This is a genomic window from Solirubrobacter soli DSM 22325 (assembly GCF_000423665.1).
GTDB classification, from domain to species: domain Bacteria; phylum Actinomycetota; class Thermoleophilia; order Solirubrobacterales; family Solirubrobacteraceae; genus Solirubrobacter; species Solirubrobacter soli.
This window is the reverse complement of the sequence record NZ_AUIK01000038.1, coordinates 36,198-61,079: the sequence shown is the minus strand read 5'-3', so window position 1 is coordinate 61,079 and position 24,882 is coordinate 36,198. Positions and strand designations below refer to the sequence as shown.

The window sequence follows — 24,882 nt, the reverse complement described above, 5'->3', positions numbered from 1 at the left end:
GCCCGCGCCGCGCCCCCCGCGCCGCCGCCGCCCCGCCCGCGCCGCGCCCCCCGCGCCGCCGCCGCCGCCCCGCGCCGCCCCCCGCGCCGCCCGCGCCGCGCTCCCGCGCGTGCCGCGCCGCCGCCGCCCCGCGCCGCCCCCCCCCGCGCCGCCCGCGCCGCGCCCCCGCGCGTGCCGCGCCGTCGCCGCCGCCCCGCGCCGCCCCCCGCGCCGCCCGCGCCGTGCCCGCTGCGCGTGCCGCGCCGTGCCCGCCGCGCGTGCCGCGCCGCGCCCGCCGCGCGTGCCGCGCCGCGCCCGCCGCGCGCGCCGCGCCGCGCCCGCCGCGCCCGCTGCGCGTGCCGCGCCGCGCCCGGTGCGCCGCGCGCGAGTGTCGACTTTCTCGCGCTCTACTCGCGAATGTCGACGCTCGCCGACGGGCGCCAGACCGCGTGGACGCCTTTGACCCCGTTCACGATCTGCGTCACCCGCAGGTCGACGTGGAGGCTCGCGTAGGCGAGGGAGTCGCGCCGGGACAGGCCGAGCTCGATGCCGATCAGCGCCAGCATCGCGTTCAGCGCTCCGAGTGCCGCCTCGTCGAGGTCCTCGTCGAGTCCGAACGTGATCCAGGCGCCGTCGGCGCTCCGCGCCAGCGGGGCCGCGAGCGTCCGCTCTTCGAGCGCGAACGTGAGCTCCGCCCGCTCCATCGGGCATTCGATCGCGGTGCCCGCGACCTCGCCGTCCCCCTGCGCGGCGTGGCCGTCGCCGCACGAGAACAGGGCGCCCTCGACCTCGATCGGCAGCCAGAGGGTCGCGCCGGTCACGAGTTCGCGGCAGTCGAGGTTCCCGCCGCAGGCGCGGGGTGGGATCGTCGAGTGGCGGCCGGGCGCGGCGGGCGCGTTCCCCATCACGCCGAGGAACGGCCGCAGCGCGACCGCGTGGCCGAGGTGGCTGCGCGCGACGCCGTCCTCGAACGTGTACGCGTGGACGACGCCGTGGCCGACCACGCCGAGGCGCTCGTTGTACGCCGACTCCCACCCGCCGGCCAGGACCGCGCCCCACGGGCCGGGCCGCAGCTCGCCGATCTCGACCCGCAGCGCCATGCCGGGCCGCGCGCCGCGCACGAACACCGGGCCGGTCAGGGCGTGGCCGGCGTCGTCGTCGCGGTCGAGCTCGCGCCGCGGCACGTAGGCACCGCCCGCGTACGGCTCCAGTCCCCAGCCGGCGTCGAGGGTCTCGAAGACGACCGTGTCGCCGGGGTCGATCGTCAGCGTGGGGGCGAGGTCGCGCGAGAAGACGCCGTGGTACGGGGCGCCGAGGGCGTGGATCACCGTGTCATCCTCGCGCCATGGAGGCGGTGATCCTCTGCGGCGTGCAGGGCTCGGGCAAGACGACGCTCTACCGCGACCGGTTCCTCGAGACGCACGCGCGCGTGTCGCTCGACCTCCTGCGCACCCGCGCCCGCGAGGCGGCGTTCCTGAGGACCTGCATCGAGACGAAGATGCCGTTCGTCGTCGACAACACGAACCCGACCGCGGCCGAGCGGGCGCGCTACGTGGCTCCGGCGCGGGAAGCGGGCTTCAGGCTCGTCGCGATCCTCGTCGAGGTCGATCACGCGGTGGCCGCCGGCCGCAACGTCGCCCGCGAGCGCACGGTGCCGGCGGCGGGGCTGCGCGACGTCGCGCGCCGGCTCGTCCGTCCGACGCCCGAGGAGGGGTTCGAGGAGCTCCTTCACGCGACCGCGGCGCTCGACGGGGGCTGGCGAATCGAGCCGCTGCTCACAACACCGCCGCTGTTCTGAGCGTGTCGTCGATGGCGGCGATCGTGTCGGGCGAGAGCTTGACCGCGGCCGCCTTGAGGTTCTCGTGGATCTGCTCGGGCCGGCTCGCGCCGATGATCACCGACGTGATGTTGGGCTGGTGCAGCACCCAGGCGAGCGAGAGCTGGGGGAGGGTGATGCCGGCCTCGTCGGCGATCGGCTGCAGCGACTGGACCGCGGTCAGCACGTCGTCGCCGAGCCACTGCTTGATGAAGCGGTTCATGGTCCGGTTGGCGGCGCGCGAGTCCGTCGGGACCTTCTCGCCCGGCTTGTACTTGCCGGTCAGCACGCCCTGCGCGAGCGGCGACCAGACGATCTGCGAGATCCCGTTGGCCTCGCACAGCGGGATCACCTCCGCCTCCGGCTTGCGCCACAGCGCCGAGTACTGCGGCTGCGAGGAGACGAACTTCGTCACGCCGGGCATGTCCAGCGCCTCCTGGATCCGCGCCGCCGGCCACTCGCTGAAGCCGATGTGGCGCGCCTTGCCCGCCTCGACGACCTCGCTCAGCGCGCCCATCGTCTCCTGCAGCGGGACGTTGTCGTCGTAGCGGTGGCACTGGTAGAGGTCGACGTAGTCGGTCCGCAGCCGCTCCAGCGACGCGTCGATCTGCTTGAGGATCTGCTTGCGCGAGAGCCCGCGGTCGCGCGGCCCCATCGGGAAGTAGACCTTGGTCGCCAGCACGTACTCGTCGCGCGGGTAGTCGGTGAGGATCTCGCCCCACACGCGCTCGGACGCGCCCGTGCCGTACACGTTGGCGGTGTCGAAGAGCGTGATGCCGGCCTCGAACGCCGCCCGCGTGCACGCTTCCGTCTGCTCGCGCCCGATGCCGCCGCTGTAGGTCAGCCACGACCCGAGCGCGACCGTGGTGACCTTCAGCCCGGAGTCGCCGAGCTCTCGCTTCTCCATCCCGCCAACATAAAGGGTCAGTCCCTTTAGGTTGCGCGGGTCCGACGATCGTCCAGCGGCGCCGGAAGGAACCGGGACGTGACGATAGGTCCGGCATGAACTTCATTCGGAAGGCCGCCGTCGTGGCGGCACTCGTCGCGTGTACGGCCGCCGGCGGCGCGCCAGCGGCGTCGGCGTCCACGTCGTCTTCGACGAGCGCCACCTCGGCGGGTGCCGGGCTCCCCGGTCACGTCATGCGACCGATGCGGTCGTCGTGGAGCTGACCGTAGCCCGCGCCAGCTGGGGCAATCAGACGACGCGGAAGCCGATATGGCCCATCGGCGCGTCGCCCTCGGTGCAGCCGGACAGCTGATTGCGGTCGCAGTAGGACGGGTGGCAGAGATACGAGCCGCCGCGGAGCAGACCCTCGGCCGTCCACTCCCAGACGTTGCCGACCACGTTGTGCAGCCCGAGCGCATTGGGCTCGAACGCGTCCACCGGCACGGTGCCGGCCACGCCGTGGGGAAAGTCGCCGCGGAACGAGTTCGCCCGCGCGAACGACCACTCGTCGCCCCACGGGTAGCGCGTCTTGACGCCCGCCCTGGCGGCGCGCTCCCACTGCGCGTCGGTCGGTAGCGCGGTGCCCGCCCACGCGCAGAACGCCTGCGCGTCGGCCAGCGACACGTGCACGACCGGGTGATCGGCCGCCGCGACGCTGCCCGGCCCGTCCGGCGCATGCCAGCACGCGCCGCGCACGACCCGCCACCACGGCGCGCTCGCGAGCGCGCGGGTCGCCGGGAAGCCGTCGGACAGCCGCCCCGCGAACACGAACGACCAGCCCTCGCGCTCGGCCTCGGTGACATGCCCGGTGGCGGCGACGAACGCCGCGAACCGGTGGTTCGTGACGGCGTACGGCTCCATCACGCGCGGGGGAGCGGCGGGCGCAGCGGCGGGGCCGGCGGCGCGTGGGGCGGGCGCAGCGGCGGGGCCGGCGGCGCGTGGGGCGGATGGAGCGGCGGGGCCGGCGGCGCGTGGGGCGGATGGAGCGGCGGGGCCGGCGGCGCGTGGGGCGGGCGCAGCGGCGGGGCCGGCGGCGCGCGGGGCGGATGGAGCGGCGGGGCCGGCGGCGCGTGAGGCGGATGGAGCGGCGGGGCCGGCGGCGCGTGGGGCGGCCGCGGCGGGGCCGGCGGCGCGCGGGGCGGCCGCGGCGGCGGCGCGCGGCGTCACGCGACCGCCTCGAGCAGCCGGCGCGCGGACACCTCGGTCGGCTCGCCGCGGATGACGATCTCGGCCGCCTCGGGCGGCTCGTACGGGGCGTTCTCGCCCGTCATGCCGGTCAAGCGTCCTGCGCGGGCGCGGGCGTACAACCCCTTCGGGTCGCGGCGGGCGCACTCCTCGATCGGGGTGTCGACGAACACCTCCACGAACGGGAGACCCGCGGCCTCGTGCAATCGCCGTGCGTTCAGGCGGTCCTCGCGGAAGGGGGAGACGAGCGAGACGACCGCGACCGCGCCCGCGTCGGCGAACAGGCGCGCCACGTGGGCGACGCGGCGGATGTTCTCCGAGCGCGAGGCGGGATCGAAGCCGAGGTCGCCGGACAGCCCGTGGCGAAGGTTGTCCCCGTCGAGCAGATACGCGAAGCGGCCCGACTCGACCAGCGCGCGCTCGACCGCGACCGCGATCGTCGACTTGCCGGACGCGGGCAGCCCCGTCAGCCAGACGGTCGCGCCGCGCTGGCCGGTGGCGGACCAGCGCACGCCCCGTTCCAGCGCGCTCGCGTGCCAGCGGATGTCCGGCGAGTGCTCGACCTCGGCGACCCGGCCCGGGCGAGCCGCCTCGACCATGCCGGCGGCGACCGTGTCGTGCGTGCGCTCGTCGATCAGGATGAACGCGCCCGTCGCGCGATTGGACGCGTATGGGTCGGCGAGCACCGGCGCCGCCGTTCGCAGCGTGACGCGCCCGATGTCGTTCAAGCCCAGCTCCGAAGCCGAAGCAGACTCGAACGAGGCGATGTCGACGCGGGCGTCGATCGAGGCGATGTTCGCGCGCACGCGGCGGGTCGTGTGCTTGAGCAGGTAGCGCGCACCGACTCGCGCGGGCGCCTCGACCATCCAGCAGACGGTCGCCTCCAACTCGCGGGCGACGATCGGCCCGTCCGCGGCGCCGACCACGATGTCGCCGCGCCCGACGTCGAGCTCGTCCTGCAGACGGATCGTCGCCACCATCGGCGGCACGGCGCGCTCGACCGGGCCGCCGGGCGTGTCGATCGCGGCGATCCGCGACCGCGACCCGCTCGGCAGCACCGCGACCTCGGCACCCACGCTCAGAACCCCGCCCGCGACCCGCCCCGCGTACCCGCGGAAGTCCCCCGCCCGCACGGTCCACTGAACGGGGAACCGCACGTCGTCGAGGTTGCGGTCCCGGTCGACCTCGACGGTCTCCAACTGGGCGAGCAGCGGCGGCTCCTCGTACCACGACAACCGATCCGACGGCTCGACCACGTTGTCGCCCTCGAGCGCCGAGATCGGCACCGCCCGCACGTCGACGATCCCCAACTGCGCGCCCAGCTCGCCGAACGACGACTCGATCTCCCGGAACCGCGCCTCGTCGAAGCCGACGAGGTCCATCTTGTTCACGCACGCGACCAGATGCCGGATGCCGAGCAGCGCCGCGAGGTACGCGTGCCGGCGAGACTGCTCGAGCAGCCCCTTGCGGGCGTCGATCAGCACCAGAGCGAGGTCCGCGGTCGACGCGCCGGTGACCATGTTGCGCGTGTAGCGGACGTGGCCGGGCGTGTCGGCGAGGATGAACGAGCGCCGCTCCGTGGCGAAGAACCGGTACGCAACGTCGATCGTGATGCCCTGCTCGCGTTCGGCTCGCAGGCCGTCGGTCACGTGCGCGAGGTCATCCTCCCGAGCGTCGTCGAGCAGCGACCGCGAGTCCAGCAGCAGGCGGCCGATCAGCGTCGACTTGCCGTCGTCGACGCTTCCCGCCGTCGCGATCCGCAACAGGTCGCTCAAAAGTATCCCTCTCGCTTGCGGTCCTCCATGGCGGCGGACGAGGTGCGGTCGTCGGCGCGGGTGGCGCCGCGCTCGGTGGTCGTCGACGCGGCCGTCTCGGCCAGGATCGCCGGGATGTCGACCGCCGAGGAGCGGACCGCGCCCGTCACCGTGAGATCGCCCACCGTGCGATAGCGCACGCGCTCGGTGAAGACCGGGGAGCCGTTCGGCGGCGTGAACTCGGAGACGGCGAACAGCATCCCGTCGCGGTCGAACACCTCGCGCTCGTGGGCGTAGTAGATCGACGGCACCTCGAGCCCTTCGGCCTCGATGTAGCGCCAGACGTCGAGCTCCGTCCAGTTGGAGATCGGGAACGCCCGCACGCTCTCGCCGCGCCGGACGACGGTGTTGTAGAGCTCCCAGATCTCCGGTCGCTGCGCCCGCGGCTCCCACTGGCCGAGCTCGTCGCGGAACGAGAGGACGCGCTCCTTCGCCCGCGCACGCTCCTCGTCGCGCCGCGCGCCGCCGAACGCCGCGTCGAACCTGCCCTCACGCAGCGCGTCGAGCAGCGTCACCGTCTGCAGGCGATTGCGCGACGGCCCGTCCTCGAACGCCCGCCCCGCGTCGATCGAGTCCTGAACGCGCGCCACGATCAGCTGCTCGCCGAGCTCCGCCACCCGCCGGTCGCGGAACTCGATCACCTCCGGGAAGTTGTGGCCGGTGTCGATGTGCAGGATCGGGCAAGGGAACTTCGCCGGCCGGAAGGCCTTCTCGGCCAGCCGCAGCAGCACGATCGAGTCCTTGCCGCCGCTGAACAGCAGCACCGGCCGCTCGAACTCCGCCGCGACCTCGCGCATCACGAAGACGGCTTCATCCTCGAGCGCGTTCACGCGGCCTCCAGAGCAAACCGCGACGCCCACTCCCGCGATCGCGACCCGGACTGCCGGAGCAGCGGGGCGTCGGGTGCGGGTACACCGGCCAGGTGCTCGATCGTGGGCGACGGATCGCGGGCGAAGTCCTCGTAGACGACGACGTCCGGATTCCGCCACCGCAACCAGTCGCTCCACCCGTCCTCGCCCGCCTGCAGCCACCCCACCAGGTGCTTGATCGCGGCGAACGAATAGACCGGCTCGGCCCGCACGTCATCCCCCGACCGCCACGCCTGCGTCTGGATCGCCGTCCACAACGAGACCGCCTGCGCCACCTTGTCCCGCCGCACGACCTGCACGTAGCGCAGCGGGCCGAACACATCCTCCAGCGACCGCCCGTCGAGTCGCCGCCACAGGTCCGGCGTGTGGCTCCACATGACCTTGGCGGCGAACACGCCGTTCGGCGTCGTGCCCTCCCGGCGTACGGCCTCGAAGTCGAACGCCGCCTCGGGCACGCCCGGATCGAGCGGCGGCAGGAGCGCCAACACGGACGGGTCGTCGACGCCCGCCAGGTACTGGCGCGGCTGGTCGGAGATCCCGGTGTCCTTGAAATGCTGGAAATACTCCTTGGGGACACCGGCGACCCCCGTGGCCTTCAGCAGCTCGCACAGCAGGGTGCTCCCACTGCGCTGCGTCGCGCACACGATCAATCCGGACATACTCGATAGGATTACATGACATTGCGTCCGAACATCGTCTACCTGCATTCGCATGACACCGGGCGCCACATCCAGCCGTACGGGCATCAGGTCCCGACGCCGAACATCCAGCGTCTGGCCGACCAGGGCCTGCTGTTCCGCCAGGCGTTCAGCGCCGCGCCCGTCTGCTCGGGCAGCCGCGCGGCGCTCCTCACCGGCGAGTACAGCCACACGAACGGGATGCTGGGGTTGGCGCACCGGGGCTATCGCCTCGCCGACTACGACCACCACCTCGTCCACACCCTGCGCGCCGCCGGGTACCGCAGCACGCTGATCGGCGAGCAGCACGTGGCCGCTGACCCGGTCGACATCGGCTACGACGAGATCGTCGAGCTGCGCTCCAACCAGGCGTCCGAGGTCGCGCCGGCCGCGGCGCGCGCGATCCGCAACGCCGACGGCCCGTACTTCCTCAGCGTCGGCTTCTTCGAGACCCACCGCGACTTCTTCGAGCCGACCTCGGTCCGCGACGCGCTGTACTCGCTCCCGCCCGCCAACCTTCCCGACACGCCGGTGACGCGCCGCGACATGGCCGCCTACAAGGCCAGCGCCCGCGCGCTGGACCAGGGCGTCGGCACGGTCCTGGACGCGATCGAGGACGAGAACACGCTCGTGATCTTCACCACCGACCACGGGCTCGCGTTCCCCGGCGCCAAGGCGACGCTGACCGACCGCGGGATCGGCGTGCTGCTGATCATCCGCGGCCCGGGCGGCTTCACCGGCGGCAAGGTCTCCGACGAGCTCGTGTCCCAGGTCGACATCTTCCCGACCATCTGCGAGCTGCTCGGCATCGAGCGGCCGGCCTGGCTGCGCGGGAAGTCGCTGCTCAGCGAGGTCAACGACGCCGTCTTCGCGGAGATCACCTTCCACGCCGCCTACGAGCCGCAGCGCGCGGTGCGCACGAAGCGGTACAAGTACATACGGCGCTACGAACGACCTGTGCTCGCCAACATCGACGACAGCCCCAGCAAGGACTACCTGCTGGCCCACGGCCTGGCCGAGCGAGACGCGCCCGAAGAGGCGCTCTACGACCTCGTCTTCGACCCCAACGAGGCGAACAACATCGTCGACGACGAGCCGGAGATCGCCGACGAGCTGCGCCAGAAGCTGCAGACGTGGATGGTCGAGACCGGCGACCCGCTGCTCGACGGCCCGATCGCCCCCGCGCCCGGCACCGAGTACAACACCGCCGACCAGCGCTCCCCCGACGAGCCGACGACGAGGGCCTGATGGCGCACGGGATCGTCCTCCAGACGCAGGCCGACGCCCCGGCTGGGCTGCTCGGCGATTGGGCTGCCGAGCGCGGGATCGGGCTCGACGTCGTGCGCGTCGACGAGACCGGCGCCTACCCGGACCCGCGCGACCCGGACTTCGTGGTCGCGCTCGGCTCGGGCGCCACGGCGACCGGCGACGGGCCGGACTGGGTCGAGGCCGAGATCGAGTGGCTGCGCTCCGCCGACGCCGCCGCGCTCCCGGTCCTCGGCATCTGCTTCGGCGCCCAGGCCCTCGCGGCCGCGCTCGGCGGCTGCGTGCGCCGCCTGCCCAAGCCCGAGCTGGGCTGGGTCACGGTCGAGACCAACGACGCCGACCGCGTCCCCGCCGGTCCGTGGATGGCCTGGCACGAGGATCACTTCACGCTCCCGCCGCTGGCCTACGAGCTGGCGAGCAACGCGTTCGGCGTGCAGGCGTTCTGCCACTGCCGGCACCTCGCGGTGCAGTTCCACCCCGAGGTCACGTCCGCGATCGTCGGCGACTGGGCGGTCAACGACCACGGCGATCTCGAGCGGGCGGGGACAACGCCAGAGGCGCTGGACGCGGGGACCCGCCGGCACGCGGCCGCGGCCGCGACGGCCGCGTTCCGGCTGTTCGACGGGTTCGCCGCGCGTTCCGGACTGGCCTCTGTAGCCTCCCGCCTGTGAAGCACGAGCACACCCATCACGTCGCCGCGGATGCCGACAAGGTGTACGCCGCGCTCTCCGACGTCTCGAACCTCCCGCACTACGTGCCGCAGATGACCCGCGCCGACCTGCACGACGGCGACAAGGTCACGGTCGAGGCCCGCTACGACGGGCACACCCAGAAGGGCGAGGCCTGGTTCAAGACCGACGACGACAAGCGCCGCATCGAGTGGGGCGCGGAGGGCAGCGCGTACCACGGCTGGATCCAGGTCGATCCCGACGACGAGGGCTCGCGCCTGACGCTCTACGTCGCGACGGTCCGCGGGGACGCGCCCGACCCCGAGGTCATGGGCACGCTCGACGCGATCCGCCGCCTCGTCGAGGCCGATGTCTGACCCGGACTGCCTCTTCTGCAAGATCGTCGCGGGGGACATCCCCTCCACGCGCGTCTATGAGGACGAGCGCACGATCGCGTTCATGGACATCAACCCGGGGTCGCGCGGGCACCTGCTGGTGATCCCGCGCGAGCACAGCCGGGACCTGCTGGAGATCGATCCGGAGGATCTCGCCGCGGTCGCCCGCACCGCGCAGACGATGGCGCGACGGGTCAAGGACAAGCTGTCGGCCGACGGCGTGAACCTGATCAACTCGTGCGGCTCGAAGGCCTGGCAGACCGTCTTTCACTTCCACATGCACGTGATCCCGCGTTACGACGGGGACACGCTGCGGTTGCCTTGGCAGCCTGCGCCGGGGGACCGCGACGACGTCGCGGCCGCGGCACGAGAGCTCACCGCTTAGACATCTCCACGCCCAGCACTGGCCGCTTAAGGTTGCGGTAATGCCACGTCCATGTATAGCGTCTCCCTCTGTTGGGACCGGGCGCACCGGCCGGTCGAAATATGTACGGCGTGTACAAGTCACGCCGGGCTGCAAGTGGGGTTCTCTGTGGGCACCGGCACGGTCAAGTGGTTCTCGGACGAGAAGGGCTTCGGCTTCATCACGCCCGATGGGGGTGGGCGTGATCTCTTCGTGCACTTCTCGGGCATCAACGGCGACGGCTACCGTTCGCTGAGCGAGGGCGCCAAGGTCTCCTTCGAGGAGGAGAACGGCGACAAGGGTCCGAAGGCGATCAACGTCGTGAAGATCTGAGTGAGGAGAGGACGGGAACCGGGGGAACCGCATCCCCCGGGACCTCGTCGTGTTTCATAGGGGCGATGAGCCATCGCCCTTTCATCGGTTTCGCCGCGCTGGTCGCCGCCCTGGTCACGGCAGCGCCCGCGGCGGCGAAGATCGTTGAGGTCGGACGGACCGACGCTACGCCGGCATGCCCGGCGAGCCCGTGTCTCGCCGTCTCGCGCACCACCGGTTACCAGATCAAGGTCGCCGACGATCGCGGGGCGTTCATCGTGCCCGAGGACGGAAAGATCGTGGCGTGGTCGATCGCGCTCGGCAAGCCGACCGAGGAGCAGATCTCGTTCTTCGACAAGGGCCTCGGCGGGCCGGCGTCCGCGCGGTTGACGATCCTGCGCGCCGGCAAGACGCTCTACTCGCGCGTGGTCAGCCAAAGCCCGATGCAGCAGCTCGCGCCGTACTTCGGTCAAACGGTGCAGTTCCCACTCGGCCGCGCGCTGAACGTCAAGAAGGGCTATGTCATCGCACTGACGGTTCCGACCTGGGCGCCGGCCCTCACGCCGCTGCTCACCGACCATTCGTCGTGGCGGGCGTCGCGGCCCAAGGGCAAGTGCGACGACACCGGAACGCAGACCGCGCAGTCCGCCCTCAAACAGGTCGCGCAGTACCGCTGCCTCTACAAGGCGCGGCTGACCTACTCGGCGACGCTCGTCACGCGCCCGGTACCCAACCCGGATGCGCCGAACGGCGGGAACTAGGCTCGCGCGGGGTCGGCGCGACCAGCTTCACGCCGGCCGCCCGGTTCGGGACGTCGGGCGTGTTGTGGCCGAGTAGGTCGAGCAGGACCTCGATCACTTCCGGGTCGAACTTGGTGCCCGCCTCGGCGCGCAGCTGCACCACGACCTCCTCGTGGGAGATCGCGTCGCGGTAGGGGCGCGCGGTGCGCATCGCCACGTAGGCGTGGCAGGCGTGCACGACGCGTGAGCCGATCGGGATCCGGTGGCCTTCGAGGCCGTCCGGATAGCCGGTGCCGTTCCAGTGCTCGTGCTCGTGGCGGACGATCGGGGCGACGCCGGCGAGGTCCTTCGTGCGCGCCAGGATCCGCTCGCCCGCGATCGGGTGCTGGGACATGATCGCCCACTCCTCGGGCGTGAGCGGGCCTTCCTTGCCGAGCAGCTCGGCGGGCATCGCGAGCTTGCCGACGTCGTGCAGCAGGGCGCCGTGGGCGATCCGGTCGACGTCGTCGTTGGGCAGGCCGAGCATCATCGCGACCCCACGGCTGAGCCGCACGACCTCGTCGGAGTGCTCGCGCTTGTAGTTGTCGCGCTCCTCGATCGCGGCCGCCAGCGCCTGCACGGCGGCGGGGGAGCCGGCCTGCGACTGCAGCAGCGCGAGCTCGCGCTCGACCTCCGGGTTGGCGACGGCGACGCGGCCCTTGCCGGTGCGCTTGGCCAGCATCAGCGCGCGGTCGGCCTGCTCGAGCAGCCCGTCCGCGTCGAGGCCGTCGTGCCAGGCGGCGACGCCGATCGAGCACTTGCCGCCGATCGCGTCGCGGCAGCGCTCGGCGACGTGCGCGGTCATCTCCTCGTCGGAGCCTGGGAGCAGGAGCACGAACTCGTCGCCGCCGTAGCGGGCGACCTGGTCGTACGGGCGCAGCTCGAGCTGCAGCGCGTTGGCGACCTTGCGCAGGAGCTCGTCACCCGCCGCGTGGCCCCGGGTGTCGTTGACGGACTTGAAGTCGTCGAGGTCGAGGATCACGGCGCCGAGCGGCGTGCCGTCGCGGCGGGCGCGGGCGATCTCCTCGCGGATGCGGACCTGCATCGCGCCGTGGTTGAGCACGCCGGTGAGCGCGTCGGTACGGGCGACGTGCTGGACGTGCTCGTAGGCCTCGGCGTTGCGGCAGGCGAGCGTGGCCAGGCCGGCGATCGCCTCGGTCGTGTGCTGGTCCTCGTCGTTGACGCGGCGGCGCGAGGCCCAGCCGACCGTGAGCACGCCACGCATCTCGCCGTTCCACGACATCGGGACGGCGAGCAGGGTCTTGGCGGTGTCGGCCAAGGGCAGGTCGGAGGTGTAGTCGTGCTGGACCACCGTGGCGTTGGTGTGGAGCACGCGGCCCGTCACGCCCTGTCCGGCCTCGACGCGGATGCCGTGCCAGCCCTCAGGGACGCCGTACCCGGCGGTCGCGACGGCGCCCTCGGCCTTGTCGCCGAGGAAGACGCCGGTGAAGTCGGCGTTGAGGGCGAGCGCTGCCTCGTGGACGAGCGTGAGCAGGATCTCCTGCAGGTCGAGCGTCGCGTTGAGCGCGTTGGCCACGCGCACGACGACCCGGTCCTGGGCCAGGCCCTCGGCGCGGCGCGACTCCTCCTCGAGCCGGGCGAGGCCGGCGGCGGCGGTGTTCGTGGCCAGCTCGGCGCGGGCGATGTCGTCCGCGGTGACCGGGTGCGGCTCGAGCCAGCCGACGATCAGGACGCTGCGAACCTCGTCGGCCCAGATCACCGGGACGAACAGCGCGGACGCGATGCCGTGCAGCGCCGCGCGGCCGGGGACGATCGCGGTGCTGACGGCCGCGTCGTCGATCGCGAGCGGCTTGCGCGTGGCGATGACGTGCGCGGTGCCGGACGGCCCGTCGGTGAAGCGCAGGAACTCATCGGCCGACCTGTCGGAGGCCCCCGCCCGGTCCTGGGCGATGTCGAGCAGCCGGACGAAGCCCGCGCCCAGGAGCTCGAGTGCCGCGGTCTTCAGCGCGTCGCGGATCGGCTCGACGTGGGCCGAGCGTGCGGCCTCCTCGGCGAGACGATTGAGCGAACGCATGTCACCTGGATGATCGACCGGACCACACCCCCCTTGAGGGGGAGGCTACCGATCAGCAGGCGCCTGGGTTCTCGGCGCAGAAGTCCTCGAACTGCTGCGCGTCGCTGCCGGCGGGCGGCGGCTGGTCGTTCGTGGCGGAGTCCTGGCCGGCCGGGGCCTCGGTCCCGCCGCCGGTGTTGTCCTGCGGCGTCGTCTGCGTCGTCGCCGCGCCGCTGTTGGCGGCCGGGGTGGGCGTGACCTGCGCCGTGCCGGCGTCAGGTGTCTCCGTGGCGCTGGCGGTGGCCGTCGGCGTCGCCGCCGGGGCGAGCGCGTCGCCGTTGCCGGGAACGCTCAGGTCGACCGGCTCTCCCGGCGCCTGCTTGTAGGCGACGGTGGCACTGCCGCAGGCGGTGACGGCGAACGCGAGCAAGATGAACGGTACGGCGATGAGCCGCTTGGGGGCGAGGCGCAAAGCGCCACCTCCTCTCAGCTGGGCAGCGCGGCCATTCGGCGGCCGCACGTCGGGCAGTCGTTGAGGTCCTTCTGTGCGGGTTGATCGCACCAGTTGCAGAACCTCAGCGTGTCGACCGCCCATGGCAGGCTGGACTTCGACGGATGCAGCGGCAGCACCTTCCCCACGACCTCGAGGGGCTCGCCCGTGTCTTGGTCCGTGTAGACCTTGTCGGGCTCGGCGGGAAGGAGCACCTCGCGGCCAGAAGAGGGCGCGCGCAGGCGATAGAGCTGGCGCTCGGACATGCGCGGGAACCCTAGCAGCGGCTGCGGCGGGGCTAGGCTGTCGTCCCCTTGCGCGTCCTCATCTTTCACGGCTACCTGCTGCTCGGCACGGGCTCGAACGTCTACAACGCCGAGCTCGGCGCGGCCTTGGTGCGCGCGGGCCACGAGGTGCACATGCTCGCCCAGGAGCGTTCGCCCTTCGCGCTCGAGTGGGTCGAGGCGGCGGGTGCGTGGGACTCGGGCCCGCTCGTGGTCGAGTCCCGCGTCGAGTCCCCGCGCGCCACGGTCTATCGGCCGGACATCGGCGGCGTGTTGCCGGTCTACGTCGCCGACGTCTACGACGGCATCCAGGCGCGCCCGTTCGACGACCTGACCGAGGCCGAGATCGAGGCCTACCTGGCCGCGAACGTCGCCGCGGTGCGCGACGTCGTCTCGCTCGCCCGCCCGGACGTCGCGCTCGCCAACCACCTCGTGATGGGCCCGGCGATCCTCGCCCGCGCGCTGGAGGACGTCCCGTACGCGGTGAAGATCCACGGCAGCGCGTTGGAGTACACGGTCAAGCCCTACCCGCGCTTCCGCCCCTACGCGGTCGAGGGTCTGTCGCGGGCGCGCGGCGTCCTCGTCGGCTCGCGCCACACCGCCGAGTCCCTCTGGACCGAGATGGCCGACCCGTCCCTCCCGGGCCGCACCCGCCTCGGCCCTCCGGGCGTCGACGTCGACCGCTTCGCCCCGCGCACCCCCGTCGCCGCCCGTGAGGGCCTGCTCGCCCTCCGACACCACCTCGCCGCGCTCGCCGCCGCCGACGCCGCGCCCGCCCGCGCCGCCGCCACCCCCGCCCGCGCCGCCGGCGCGGCCGCTCTGCCCGACGCCACGCCCGTGCCCGCCGACGCCGCGCCCGCCCGCGCCGACGCCGCGCCCGCCCGCGCCGCCGCCGCCCCCGCCGACGCGGCCGCTCCGGCCGCCGGCACGCCCGCGGCCGCCGCCGCCGCCGACCCCCTCTCCGGCCCCGCGGACGAGGTCGAACCCGACGACCTCGCTCCCCCCGTGTCGTCGTTCGCCCGCGACGTGCGCGAGGCCGTCGCCGCCCTCGACACCGTCCAGCCGGACGACCGACTGATCGTCTTCGTGGGCAAGCTGATCGCGTCGAAGGGCGTCGAGTTGCTGCTCGCCGCGTTCCCGCGCGTGCTCGCGCGCGAGCCGCGGGCGCGGCTGGTGATCGTCGGGTTCGGCGCGTTCCGGGACGGGCTCGAGCGGCTCGCGGCGCAGCTCATCGCCGGCGACCTCGAGGCGGCGGCCGCGACACGGGCCGAGGACGGCCGTGAGCTGCCGCAGCTGGCCGCCTTCTTCGCCGCGCTCGATGACCCGGACGCCTACCGCGCCGCGGCGGCGGGGATGGGCGAGCGGATCGCGTTCGCCGGGCGGCTCGACCACGCCGAGCTCGCCGACCTGCTGCCCGCCGCCGAGGCGATGGCGGTGACGTCGACGTTCCCCGAGGCCTTCGGGATGGTCGCCGCCGAGGCCGCCGCGTGCGGCGCGCTGCCGGTCGTCGCCGACCATTCGGGCCTGGGGGAGGTCGCCCGCACGCTCTCCGCCGCCGTCCCCGAGGCCGCGCACCCCTGGCTCTCGTTCGAAGTCGGCCCGGACGCCGTCCCGCAACTCGCGGACGCGCTCTCCGGCTGGCTCGAGGCCCCCGACGACCTGCGCGCCCGCACCCGCGAGGCGATGGTCGAGGCCACCCGTGCGCGCTACTCCTGGGAGGGCGTCGCCCGGACGGTCATCGCCGCAGCCCAGGGCGACCTCGCCGACCTCCCCGAACCTAAAGGGGCCTGACCCCTTTAAGGTGCCAGGCGGCGGTCGCCAGCGAGATCGCGGCGACCGTGATCCCGAAGGCCGTCACCGCGGTCGAGAGCGCGAAGTGCAGCGTCAGCAGGCCCGTGGAGACGACCGCGGTCGCCACGCCCAAATAGATCAGGGTGTAGAAGGCCGCGTTGACGGCGCCGCGGTGGTCCGGCGGCGCGGCGAGGTTCAGCTGCGCCTGGCCGCCGAGGAAGGCGAGGCCGTGGCCGACGCCCGCGAACAGGCCCGCGGCGAGCAGGACGAGCAGTGAGCGGGTGGGGAAGGCCAACACGAGCGCGGCCAGCCCGATCGCGAGCAGGAGCAGCCCGGCCGCCTGCATCCGCGTGTGCGCCGAGATCCGGCGGGCGGCGATCTGTGCGACGCAGGACGTCGCCAGCATCACCGCGCTGACCGCGCCGAGCAGCGCGAGGTTCGACGTGTCCAGCAGCTCGGCGGCATAGGACGGGACGACCGAGAGGAAGAACGCCGCGACGGCCCACACGGCCGCGCCGGTCACGCTGACCCGCGCGAACAGCCCGCGGATCGGCGCCGGGACGCTCGGCCGCGTGACGGTGATCCGCCCGCCAGTCACCCGCCCGGGCTCGGGGATCGCCAGCGCCGCGACGGTCGCCACCACGCCGGCGCACATGAAGACGTAGAAGGGGAGATGGAGCCGCCAGGGCGCCCACTCGGCCAGCATCCCGGCGAGCAACGGTCCCGACGCGCTCCCGCCCGCCTGGGCGAGCGCGGCGACGAGCGCGGCGCGATCCTCCTCCGGCGCCGGGTCGAGCTCGACGAGCGCGGCCGCCGCAGCGCCGCTGATCATCCCCACCGCGAGCCCCTGCACCGCGCGTGCCGCGAACAGCCACGCGAGGCTCGAAGCCGCGGCGAACAGCGTCAACCCCACGGTCGCCGTCGCGAACCCCGCCGCCATCACCCGCCGGCGCCCCAGCCGGTCCGAGAGCTGCCCGAAGACGAGCAGCGACGGCGCCAGCACGAGGGCGTACGTGGCGAACACGAGCGTCAAGACGGCCTTCGAGAACCCGAAGTCGCGGCCGTAGATCGCGTACAGCGGCGTGGCCACGTTCGACCCCGCCATCATCGCGAACCAGGCCGTTCCGACGACCACGAAGGCGGTCGTCCGGACCCTCCCGGTGGTCACGGTCATCCTCCGAACTCTAGGCGGCGGATCCTTCGTCCCCGATCGCAGTTAGGATGCCCCGCCATGGAGAGAGGCAGCTTTGGGCGTGTCATCGTTGGCGCGATCGTCAGCGCGGCCGTGTTGTCCGGCTGCAACCTCAAGAACGGCGGTGAGGACGTCGTCAACGGCAAGAAGCTGTTCGTGTCCGACTGCGGGACGTGTCACACGCTCAATCGCGCCGGCGCGAAGGGCGTGACGGGGCCCAACCTCGACGAGGCGTTCCAGCAGGCGCGCAAGGACGGCATGAAGGACTCGACCTTCGCCGGCGTGGTCGAACAGCAGATCGCGCACCCCAACCGTAACGCTCAAGTCGACCCTAAGACTGGGAAGACTTTGCCGCTGATGCCCGCCGGAATCGTCAAGGGCGACGACGCCCGCGACGTCGCCGCGTACGTCGCCCAGTCGGTCGCCGAACCGGGCGAGGACTCGGGCCGTCTCGGCTCCGTGGGCGGCGGCAAGGCCGAAGGCACCGCCACCGAGCAGAACGGCACCCTCGAGATCCCGGTCGCGCCCGCGGGCCTCGCGTACAAGTTCGCCGACGCGACCGCCAACGCCGGCTCGGTCACGATCAAGTCCCCGAACCCGCAGGCGACGCCCCACGACATCGCGATCGAGGGTCCCGTCACGGGCAAGGGCGAGACCGTCACCAGCGGCGGCGTGTCCCAGTTCACGGCCAACCTGACCCCGGGCAACTACACGTTCTACTGCTCGGTCGACGGCCACCGGCAGGCCGGCATGGAAGGCAAGCTCACCGTCAAGTAGTTCCCACAAAACGGTGCATCATCAGGGGCTTTTGACAGCTTTCGATGGGCCTGCAGAGAATCGGCCGACGAGCTCAACCAAGGGGGAGTCGTGTCGAGGGAACGTACGGATGCAACCGCGCGCGAGGACGAGCGCGCCCGGAGCCAACAGGCGCCTGAGGAGCCGTCCCTGCACACGATGCTCGCCCTGCAGCAGAGCGCCGGCAACCAGGCGGTCAGCCGTCTGATCGCGCGCAAGCCCGGCCAGGGGAACCGGACGGGCATGCCGGACGGCCTCAAGTCGGGCGTGGAGGCGCTCTCCGGCGTGTCGCTGGACGACGTCCGCGTGCACTACGACTCGGACAAGCCGGCCCAGCTCAAAGCGCTTGCGTACGCGCAGGGATCCGAGATCCACATCGGGCCGGGGCAGGAGAAGCACCTGCCCCACGAGGCCTGGCACGTGGTCCAACAGAAGCAGGGCCGCGTCGCGCCGACGATGGCGCTGAAGTCCGGCGCGGAGGTCGACGACGACCCGGCGCTGACGCGCGAGGCCGAGGTCATGGGGGAGAAGGCGGCCTCGACCCCCGCCCCCGCCGACGGCGGGTCAGAGCGCCTTTACGACTAGCACCACGATCATCGCCACCAGGAAGACGGCGATGACGTAGAGCAGCACGCGAAACGCCTCGCCCTCGGAGCGAAGCGGGTTCAGCGCCATCAGATGATGTAGACGGTGAAGTACACGACGATCCACATCACGTCGACGAAGTGCCAGTAGATGCCGGGCACTTCCATGCCGCGATAGGCGTCCGCCGAGTAGTGACCGCGGAAGGAGCGGATCGTGATGAACGTCAGCAGCATGAGACCGATCGTCACGTGCGCGCCGTGGAGGCCGGTCAGCCCGTAGAAGATCGAGCCCTGCGCGCTGTCCTGCGGCGAGAAGCCGATGTGGACGTACTCGTTGATCTGGATGAAGAGGAACGTCGCGCCCAGGAGCCACGTGAGGACCATCCCGACCTGCAGGCCGAGCCGGTTGTTCTTCTTGATCGCCTCCTGCGCGAAGTGGATCGTGAAGGACGACGAGATCAGGATCGCGGTGTTGAAGCCGGCGATCAGCTTCGGCAGGTGGTCGCCCGCATGCGGCCACTCGTCGCCGGCGACCACCCGGATGAAGAAGTAGGCCGTGAAGAAGGCCCCGAAGATCATGATCTCCGAGATGATGAAAAGCAGCATCCCGAGGAACGCGGGCTCTACCCGCGAGGAACGGTGGGCCTCGGGCGGCCCGTGGTGGTGGTCGTCGTGGGCCTCGTGCGCCCCGACCGCGTGTGCCGCCACCTAGGCCTCCGCCTTCACTTGGGACTCGATGTGCTCCACCGGGACGTTGGTCGCCCCGCGCACGCGCTCGACGAGCTTGTCCGCGACCCACTGCGACGAGCCCTCGGGCAGCGTCGAGATCACGATCTCGGAGATGTGGAAGTACTGGACGGCGTTCAGGATCGCCGTGTAGGGATCGGGGTCGCCGATCATGCCGGCCGCGACGATCCCAGCGTCGTCGAGCGCGGCCAGCAGGCGGCGGGCGCGCTGGCGCGCCTCGCGCACGCGGTGGCCCTGGCGGCCGCTCTGCGGGACGACGACGATGAACCGGCGCGGACCTTCCTCGGCCAGCGCCTTCAGGCGCTCGACGAGCTCCGGCGCGGCGACGGTCAGGTTGGCCACGACGAGCGTCACGCCGAACGGCAGACCCTCGGCGGCGAGGTCGACGACGACGTGCTCGACCGGGACGCGCGCGGCCTCCTCGAGACGCTCGATCAGGTCCCGTCGCAGCCAGCCGGATGCCGTCTCGGGCAGGGTGGAGACGAGGATCTCGTCGATCGGCTGGGCGCGGACCGCGTCCATCGCGGCGTTGAACGGGTCGGCGTCGCCGACCTCGCCCTCACCTGCCGCGCCGAGGTCGCGGATGAACTCCACCGCGAGGTCGACGCGGACCTGGGCCGAGTCGCGTACGACGTCGTCGTAGATGACGTTGCCGTGCCGCGGCTTTGTCTGGGGCACGACGACGAAGAAGCGCGCGCCCTCCTCTGACCGCTCGCGAATGCGATCGAGCAGCGCGCGGCCGGCGATCGTCTCGTTCGCGAGGATGAGCACCGTCGGCACTGGCTAGACCCCCTCCTCCGACTCGGCTGCGCGGGATGACCCCGTCGCGCCCGCGGGTGTTTTCGGCCGCGCCTCCTCGGCGGGCTTGAAGATGCCGTGCACCGCGCCGGGAACGCCGTACTCGTACGGGCCGCCGACCACCGTGGGCACGTTGTCAAAGTTGAAGATCGGCGGCGGCGATGACACCTGCCACTCGAGCGTGAGCGCCCGCCACGGGTTCGCCGGGGCGCGCGGACCGCCGCGCCAGGACGCGACCATGTTGTAGACGAACACCAGCGTCGAGAGGCCCAGCACGAACGAGCTCAGCGAGATGAACAGGTTCCAGCCCGCGAACTTCTCCGCGTAGTCGGCGACGCGCCGCGGCATGCCCTCCACGCCGATCAGGTGCATCGGCGCGAAGGTGGCGTTGAAGGCCACGAACGTCAGCCAGAAGTGCAGCTTGCCCAGGCGCTCGTCGAACATCCGCCCGGTCATCTTCGGGAACCAGTAGTAGACGCCGGCGTAGATCGTGAACAGCGACCCGCCGTAGAGCACGTAGTGGATGTGGGCGACGATGAAGTAGGTGTCCGAGACGTAGATGTCCATCGGCACCATCGCCAGCACGACGCCGGAGATGCCGCCGAGCGTGAACATCGTCAGGAAGCCCAGCGCCCAGAGCATCGGCGTGTCCAGGTGCAGCACGCCCTTCCAGAGCGTCGCCAGCCACGAGAAGATCTTGATGCCGGTCGGCACCGCGATGATCGCGGTCGTGACCATCATCGGGATGCGGATCCAGTCCTGCATGCCCGAGACGAACATGTGGTGCGCCCAGACGGTGAAGCCCAGCAGCACGATCGCCAGCAGAGAGAAGGCCATCATCCGGTAGCCGAAGATCGGCTTGCGCGACTTCACGCTCAGGACCTCGGAGATGATCCCGAAGCCCGGCAGCATCATGATGTAGACCGCCGGGTGCGAGTAGAACCAGAAGATGTGCTGGTACATCAGCACGTCGCCGTCGCGGCTCGGCACGAAGAAGTTGAAGTGCAGCGCGTAGTCGAGCAGGACCATGAACTGCGACGCGGCGATGAACGGGGTGGCGATCACGACCAGCAGCGAGGTCGAGAAGTTCGCCCACACGAGCAGCGGCATGCGCCAGAACGACATGCCGGGCGCGCGCATCGTGATGATCGTCACGAGGAAGTTCAGGGCGGTGGCGATCGATGACGCCCCCGCGAACTGCACGCCTATGGTGAAGAACATCTGGCCGATCGGCGCGCTCGTGGAGAGCGGCGCGTAGGCCGTCCAGCCGGTCGCGAACGAGCCGCCGGGCGCGAAGAACGACGCCGCCATCATGATGCCGGCGATCGGCAGCATCCAGAACGACAGCGCGTTCAGCCGCGGGAACGCCATGTCCGGCGCGCCGATCATCAGCGGCAGCACGAAGTTCGCCAGCCCGGCGAAGACCGGGATGATGAACAGGAAGATCATCAGCGACGCGTGGACGCTGAAGAGCCCGTTGAACGTGCCCGCGTCGACGAACTGCCGGCCTGGTGCCATCAGCTCGGCGCGGACCATCATCGCCAGCAGGCCACCGACCAGCATGAAGAAGAACGAGGTGACGACGTACTGGATCCCGATCACCTTGTGATCGGTGTTGACCCGGAAGTAGTCGCGCCATGAGGTCGCGCCGTGGCCCGAGTGGTCCTCGGGGCGGGTCTTCTTGCCCGCCGCCCAGTAGAACCAGTAGTCGAACGCGCCGAGGCCGATCAGGAAGAACAGGGGCGCGATCAGCAGCGACAGCAGCAGGATCCCGTTCTGCGTCTTGACCGTCAGGCCATCGTCGAACGTGGGGTAGCCATAGGCCTCCCGCGCGCCGATGATGATCGCGGCGCAAAGCAGCGTTCCTAGGATGAGAAACAGGAACGCCCGCGGGATACCGGGTGCACGCAGTCGAGCTGTCATCAGCCCCCCTTGGTCACTTCAGAAAGGTACTTCACCAGGGCATCGACCTTGGCTTGGCCGAGGGTGTCCTTGAAGTTCGGCGGCATGATGCCGTCCTGGAAGCCGGGGGCGATCTCCGCGCTCGGATCCTCGATCGATTGCTTGATGAAGGCCTCGTCCTTGCCCTTCAGGACGGTGTCGAGGTCCGGGCCGATCGTGCCGTTGGTGCCGGCGTCGGCCAGCTTGTGGCACGCCCCGCAGTTGGCGTCCTGCGACGTGAAGACGGTCTTGCCGTCCTCGGCGGGCGCGGCACCTCCGCCGCCGCCGCCGGCGGCCGGCGCGGTCGGCTGACCGAGCTTGGACAGCCAGGCGTCGAAGTCCTGCTGCGAGTCCACGTGGGCGGTCGAGCGCATCACCGCGTGGCCGAGGCCGCAGAGCTCCGCGCAGACGATCGGGTAGGAGCCGATCCGGTTCGGCGTGACCGTGTAGGTCACGTCGAGCCCCGGCACGGCGTCCTTCTTGATCCGGAAGGCCGGGACCCAGAAGTCGTGCAGCACGTCCTTGGACTGGAGCGTGAACTTGATCTGCTTGTTGATCGGGACGTGCAGCTGCGGCGAGGCGACCTCTTTGCCGTCGCGCTGGTAGTAGAACGTCCACGCGAACTGCTCGCCGACCACCCGCACCGGGACGGGGTTCGGGTCGGCGGCCTCCACGTCCTCGAGCACGATGAACGCGTAGGTGCACAGGCCGACCAGCAGGATCGCCGGGATGGCGGTCCAGATGACCTCCAGGCGGGTGTTGCCGTGGATCGGCGGCCCGTCGAGGTTCTCCTCACCCGGGCGCATCCGGAACTTCACGACCGAGAACAGCACGACCACCGTGACCCCGACGAACACCGGGACCGAGAAGATGATCAGGACGTCCCACAGCGTGTCGATCGGCTTCGCTTCTTTCGATGCTGCGACCGGGAACCAGTCGATCAGCAGGCCGGCAGCGATGCCGAGCGCGGCGGCGATGATGCCGATACCGACCATCTGTTTCCAGTCGGCGCGTGCATGCGGACGCTCGGGCTGTTGCCCGGCAGTCTGAGTCCTCTCCTCAAGGCCCATGGAGGCGGCATCCTATGCGAGCGCGCCGACGGGTGCAGCGTCAGCGAGGAAACGACCCGTGCGCGCGGCTTGTTCCGAGGTCGGATGATCGGGGTGGGGTGGAGGGGCTGCCCGCCTCGAATACCGGGGTGGGGCGGAGGGGATGCCCGCCTGGAATTACGCAGCGCGGTACGCCGGGCGAGCGCTGAACTGCGTGCCGGCAGGGCGCACGGCACCGCGGCCGTTGGCGCGGAAGTCCGACGGCGCGACGCCCTGATAGCGACGGAACGCCTTGGCGAACTGGGCGGGTTGGCGGTAGCCGACGCGGTGCGCGACCTCGCGCACCGTCAATGCACGCGTGGCGAGCATCTCGGCGGCCTTCTGCATGCGCACCCGGGTCAGGTGGTCGCGGAACGTCGTCTGGCCGATCTCGGCGTACGCCCGTTGCAGTTGGCGTCGCGATGACGCGACGCGGCGGGCGATGTCGTCCAGCGAGAGGTCGGAGGCGTATTCACGGTCGACGATCTCGGCGGCCTCCTGGAACAGCGAGGTGCGCAGGCGAATAGTTGAGGCTCGTTGCGTGGGCACTTAACTGTTACGCGTGTAAATCGTCCGAGGATGAACATTGACCGCCTATGTGCCACAACTGGCGCATAGGCGCTATGCAACCGGTTACATGGCGACACTACCGATAACGGATCACCACCGCTAGTGCGTCATCGCTTCCTTTTGAATGCACGTCCAGAATCCGACTCGCGAGCGCCTGCGCGGAGCCCCCGCCGGCGAGCGCGGGGGAGATCGCGGCGTCGATCCCGTCGGTGATCATCACGAGCAGATCGCCGCGGCTGAGCGCCATCGTGGCGGGTCGTACGCGCGGCATCCGGTAGCCGAGCACGCCGCCGAAGACGAGCGCGACCTCCTCGCGCAGCTCCGGCCCTGAGCGCACGAGCCGCGCATCGACGTTGCCCACGCCCGCCCATGAGAGCTCGGAACGTCCGAGATCGAACCACGCGACGGTCATGACGGCGCCGCGCGTCTCCAGCAGCGCCTCGTGGCAGGCCTGCATCAGGTCCTGCGCGCCCGCCCCGGCGTTCGCACGCACCACGTCCGCGCACCGCTCGGCCGCGTCCGCCGCCTCGGGGCCGTGTCCCAGGCCGTCGATGACGCCTGCCAGGGCCCCGTTCGCCGTCGGGACGAACACGCCGACGTCGCCCGAGCGCGTCTCGCCCTCGTGGGTCTCCGCGGCGATCCCGAGGTCCAGCGATGCCGGCCAGTCCTCAGGCACGCTGCGCCCACTTGATCAGCGTCACCGTCGTTCCGCGCCCCGGCCCGGTGTCGATGTCGAACTCGTCCACCAGCCTGCGCGCCCCCGGCAGCCCGAGTCCGAGTCCGCCGCCGGTCGTGTAGCCGTCGGTCAGCGCCCGCTCGAGGTCGTCGATCCCCGGTCCCTCGTCGCGCGCGATCACCCGCACGCCGCGCCGCCCGCGCGCGTCGCGCACGAGGTCGATGAGCACCTCGCCGCGCCCGCCGTCCGCGTAGGTCGTGATGTTGCGGGCGATCTCGGAGATCGCCGTGGCCAGCAGCGTCTGGTCGGTGCTCGGCATGTCCAGTCCGATCGCCAGCGAGCGCGCGCGCTGGCGCGCGGTCACGACGTCGGCGTCGGACTCGATCGCGATCCGTTCGGCCGCGGCGTCAGCCAAGGTCACCCGCCTGCAGGAGCGCGAGCCCTTCTTCGAGATCCAACGCGGTCTGCACGTCCTCGAAGCTCATCCCGAGCTGCACCATCGCGAAGGCGACCTCGGGTTGGATGCCGACGATCACGGTCTCGGCGCCTCGGAGGCGCGTCATCATCGCGATCCCGCGCAGCGAGCGCGAGACGAACGAGTCCATCACGTCCAGGGAGGTGACGTCGACGATGATCCCGCGCGAGCGGTGGCGCGTCACCTGCGCCATCACGTCGTCGCGCAGCAGCAGGACGTCCGTGTCCGTCAGCGCCGACTGGATCGACGCGATCAGGAACGGGCCCTGCTTGAGGATGGGGACGGCCATCAGTTCGCCCGGTCGTGGCCGCGGCGATCCGGCGGGGAT

Annotated in this window: 28 protein-coding genes; 10 read left to right on the top strand and 18 right to left on the bottom strand. The window is 71.6% G+C overall.

Translation table 11 applies throughout. The features are described 5' to 3' along the window. Positions 1 to 386: 386 nt before the first annotated feature. Positions 387 to 1,307 (bottom strand): acetamidase/formamidase family protein, encoded by a 921-nt coding sequence (locus tag G569_RS52135; RefSeq protein ID WP_037499655.1) that lies wholly within the window; start codon positions 1,305 to 1,307, stop codon positions 387 to 389. Positions 1,308 to 1,324: 17 nt separating this feature from the next. Here G569_RS52135 and G569_RS0127960 point away from each other — a divergent pair, with 17 nt between their 5' ends. Beyond that, positions 1,325 to 1,777 (top strand): ATP-binding protein, encoded by a 453-nt coding sequence (locus G569_RS0127960; RefSeq protein ID WP_028065880.1) that lies wholly within the window; start codon positions 1,325 to 1,327, stop codon positions 1,775 to 1,777. On the opposite strand, the gene G569_RS0127955 is transcribed toward G569_RS0127960, so the two are convergent. From G569_RS0127955 to G569_RS0127935, 5 genes are all read right to left on the bottom strand, one after another. Beyond that, on the bottom strand, positions 1,755 to 2,702 hold the full coding sequence (locus G569_RS0127955; protein ID WP_028065879.1) for an aldo/keto reductase family protein: 948 nt from the start codon (positions 2,700 to 2,702) through the stop codon (positions 1,755 to 1,757). The two genes, G569_RS0127960 and G569_RS0127955, sit on opposite strands and share 23 nt — an antisense overlap. A 288-nt stretch (positions 2,703 to 2,990) precedes the next feature. Then, entirely contained in the window at positions 2,991 to 3,908 is a 918-nt protein-coding gene (locus G569_RS52130; RefSeq protein ID WP_084285674.1) for an SUMF1/EgtB/PvdO family nonheme iron enzyme, read from the bottom strand. Next, entirely contained in the window at positions 3,905 to 5,701 is a 1,797-nt protein-coding gene (gene cysC / locus G569_RS0127945; RefSeq protein WP_028065878.1) for an adenylyl-sulfate kinase, read from the bottom strand. The genes G569_RS52130 and cysC overlap by 4 nt, the downstream gene beginning before the upstream one ends. Beyond that, positions 5,698 to 6,537 (bottom strand): sulfate adenylyltransferase subunit CysD, encoded by an 840-nt coding sequence (gene cysD, locus G569_RS0127940; RefSeq protein ID WP_084285678.1) that lies wholly within the window; start codon positions 6,535 to 6,537, stop codon positions 5,698 to 5,700. Before cysD ends, cysC begins: the two co-directional genes overlap by 4 nt. 29 nt (positions 6,538 to 6,566) lie before the next feature. Continuing rightward, on the bottom strand, positions 6,567 to 7,268 hold the full coding sequence (locus G569_RS0127935; RefSeq protein WP_053227078.1) for a Stf0 family sulfotransferase: 702 nt from the start codon (positions 7,266 to 7,268) through the stop codon (positions 6,567 to 6,569). A 15-nt stretch (positions 7,269 to 7,283) separates the two neighbouring features. On the opposite strand from G569_RS0127935, the gene G569_RS0127930 reads away from it, so the two are divergent. The 6 genes from G569_RS0127930 (at position 7,284) to G569_RS0127905 (ending at position 11,091) form a co-directional block, all read left to right on the top strand. Then, a complete protein-coding gene (locus tag G569_RS0127930) occupies positions 7,284 to 8,534 on the top strand; it encodes a sulfatase family protein (RefSeq protein ID WP_037499651.1) in 1,251 nt (416 codons plus the stop codon). Continuing rightward, positions 8,534 to 9,223, top strand: a complete 690-nt coding sequence (locus G569_RS52120) for a type 1 glutamine amidotransferase (RefSeq protein ID WP_053227077.1) — start codon at positions 8,534 to 8,536, stop codon at positions 9,221 to 9,223. Before G569_RS0127930 ends, G569_RS52120 begins: the two co-directional genes overlap by 1 nt. Next, positions 9,220 to 9,597: an SRPBCC family protein gene (locus tag G569_RS64060; protein ID WP_053227076.1), complete on the top strand. Its 378-nt coding sequence runs from the start codon at positions 9,220 to 9,222 to the stop codon at positions 9,595 to 9,597. Before G569_RS52120 ends, G569_RS64060 begins: the two co-directional genes overlap by 4 nt. After that, positions 9,590 to 10,000: an HIT family protein gene (locus G569_RS0127915; protein ID WP_028065874.1), complete on the top strand. Its 411-nt coding sequence runs from the start codon at positions 9,590 to 9,592 to the stop codon at positions 9,998 to 10,000. The genes G569_RS64060 and G569_RS0127915 overlap by 8 nt, the downstream gene beginning before the upstream one ends. A 147-nt stretch (positions 10,001 to 10,147) precedes the next feature. Then, positions 10,148 to 10,351 carry a cold-shock protein gene (locus G569_RS0127910; protein WP_028065873.1) on the top strand — a complete coding sequence of 68 codons (204 nt, stop codon included), beginning with the start codon at positions 10,148 to 10,150 and terminating at the stop codon, positions 10,349 to 10,351. A gap of 65 nt (positions 10,352 to 10,416) precedes the next feature. After that, positions 10,417 to 11,091 carry a hypothetical protein gene (locus tag G569_RS0127905; protein WP_028065872.1) on the top strand — a complete coding sequence of 225 codons (675 nt, stop codon included), beginning with the start codon at positions 10,417 to 10,419 and terminating at the stop codon, positions 11,089 to 11,091. Here the strand turns inward: G569_RS0127905 and G569_RS0127900 are convergent. The 3 genes from G569_RS0127900 to G569_RS0127890 are packed head-to-tail and all read right to left on the bottom strand — an operon-like array spanning position 11,045 to position 13,879. Beyond that, on the bottom strand, positions 11,045 to 13,144 hold the full coding sequence (locus G569_RS0127900; protein WP_028065871.1) for a diguanylate cyclase: 2,100 nt from the start codon (positions 13,142 to 13,144) through the stop codon (positions 11,045 to 11,047). The two genes, G569_RS0127905 and G569_RS0127900, sit on opposite strands and share 47 nt — an antisense overlap. A gap of 52 nt (positions 13,145 to 13,196) precedes the next feature. After that, a complete protein-coding gene (locus G569_RS0127895; protein WP_028065870.1) occupies positions 13,197 to 13,595 on the bottom strand; it encodes a hypothetical protein in 399 nt (132 codons plus the stop codon). 14 nt (positions 13,596 to 13,609) lie between these two features. After that, positions 13,610 to 13,879: a hypothetical protein gene (locus G569_RS0127890; protein WP_037499645.1), complete on the bottom strand. Its 270-nt coding sequence runs from the start codon at positions 13,877 to 13,879 to the stop codon at positions 13,610 to 13,612. 48 nt (positions 13,880 to 13,927) lie between these two features. Here G569_RS0127890 and G569_RS66105 point away from each other — a divergent pair, with 48 nt between their 5' ends. Beyond that, positions 13,928 to 15,688 carry a glycosyltransferase gene (locus G569_RS66105; RefSeq protein ID WP_028065868.1) on the top strand — a complete coding sequence of 587 codons (1,761 nt, stop codon included), beginning with the start codon at positions 13,928 to 13,930 and terminating at the stop codon, positions 15,686 to 15,688. Here the strand turns inward: G569_RS66105 and G569_RS52110 are convergent. Then, positions 15,675 to 16,862, bottom strand: coding sequence for an MFS transporter (locus G569_RS52110; RefSeq protein ID WP_053227075.1), 1,188 nt, complete (start codon positions 16,860 to 16,862; stop codon positions 15,675 to 15,677). The genes G569_RS66105 and G569_RS52110 overlap by 14 nt on opposite strands. 57 nt (positions 16,863 to 16,919) lie before the next feature. Here G569_RS52110 and G569_RS0127875 point away from each other — a divergent pair, with 57 nt between their 5' ends. Together G569_RS0127875 and G569_RS52105 are read left to right on the top strand one after the other, a co-directional pair. Continuing rightward, a complete protein-coding gene (locus G569_RS0127875; protein ID WP_028065867.1) occupies positions 16,920 to 17,657 on the top strand; it encodes a c-type cytochrome in 738 nt (245 codons plus the stop codon). Positions 17,658 to 17,747: 90 nt separating this feature from the next. Continuing rightward, positions 17,748 to 18,260, top strand: coding sequence for an eCIS core domain-containing protein (locus tag G569_RS52105; protein WP_211233100.1), 513 nt, complete (start codon positions 17,748 to 17,750; stop codon positions 18,258 to 18,260). A gap of 89 nt (positions 18,261 to 18,349) precedes the next feature. On the opposite strand, the gene G569_RS0127860 is transcribed toward G569_RS52105, so the two are convergent. From G569_RS0127860 to G569_RS0127825, 8 genes are all read right to left on the bottom strand, one after another. Further along, the gene (locus G569_RS0127860) at positions 18,350 to 18,967 is read right to left on the bottom strand and encodes a cytochrome c oxidase subunit 3 (protein WP_028065866.1); all 618 of its coding nucleotides are present in this window, start codon (positions 18,965 to 18,967) and stop codon (positions 18,350 to 18,352) included. Then, positions 18,968 to 19,786 carry a hypothetical protein gene (locus tag G569_RS0127855; protein ID WP_028065865.1) on the bottom strand — a complete coding sequence of 273 codons (819 nt, stop codon included), beginning with the start codon at positions 19,784 to 19,786 and terminating at the stop codon, positions 18,968 to 18,970. A gap of 3 nt (positions 19,787 to 19,789) precedes the next feature. Next, positions 19,790 to 21,727 (bottom strand): cytochrome c oxidase subunit I, encoded by a 1,938-nt coding sequence (gene ctaD / locus G569_RS0127850; RefSeq protein ID WP_028065864.1) that lies wholly within the window; start codon positions 21,725 to 21,727, stop codon positions 19,790 to 19,792. After that, positions 21,727 to 22,740, bottom strand: coding sequence for a cytochrome c oxidase subunit II (gene coxB, locus G569_RS0127845; RefSeq protein WP_028065863.1), 1,014 nt, complete (start codon positions 22,738 to 22,740; stop codon positions 21,727 to 21,729). Before coxB ends, ctaD begins: the two co-directional genes overlap by 1 nt. A 231-nt stretch (positions 22,741 to 22,971) precedes the next feature. Then, on the bottom strand, positions 22,972 to 23,382 hold the full coding sequence (locus tag G569_RS52100) for a helix-turn-helix transcriptional regulator (RefSeq protein WP_053227073.1): 411 nt from the start codon (positions 23,380 to 23,382) through the stop codon (positions 22,972 to 22,974). A gap of 97 nt (positions 23,383 to 23,479) precedes the next feature. Continuing rightward, a complete protein-coding gene (locus G569_RS0127835) occupies positions 23,480 to 24,079 on the bottom strand; it encodes a SpoIIE family protein phosphatase (protein WP_053227072.1) in 600 nt (199 codons plus the stop codon). Next, on the bottom strand, positions 24,072 to 24,494 hold the full coding sequence (locus G569_RS0127830) for an ATP-binding protein (RefSeq protein ID WP_157592364.1): 423 nt from the start codon (positions 24,492 to 24,494) through the stop codon (positions 24,072 to 24,074). Before G569_RS0127830 ends, G569_RS0127835 begins: the two co-directional genes overlap by 8 nt. After that, on the bottom strand, positions 24,487 to 24,843 hold the full coding sequence (locus G569_RS0127825) for an STAS domain-containing protein (protein ID WP_028065860.1): 357 nt from the start codon (positions 24,841 to 24,843) through the stop codon (positions 24,487 to 24,489). The genes G569_RS0127830 and G569_RS0127825 overlap by 8 nt, the downstream gene beginning before the upstream one ends. Between the last annotated feature and the right edge of the window lie 39 nt (positions 24,844 to 24,882).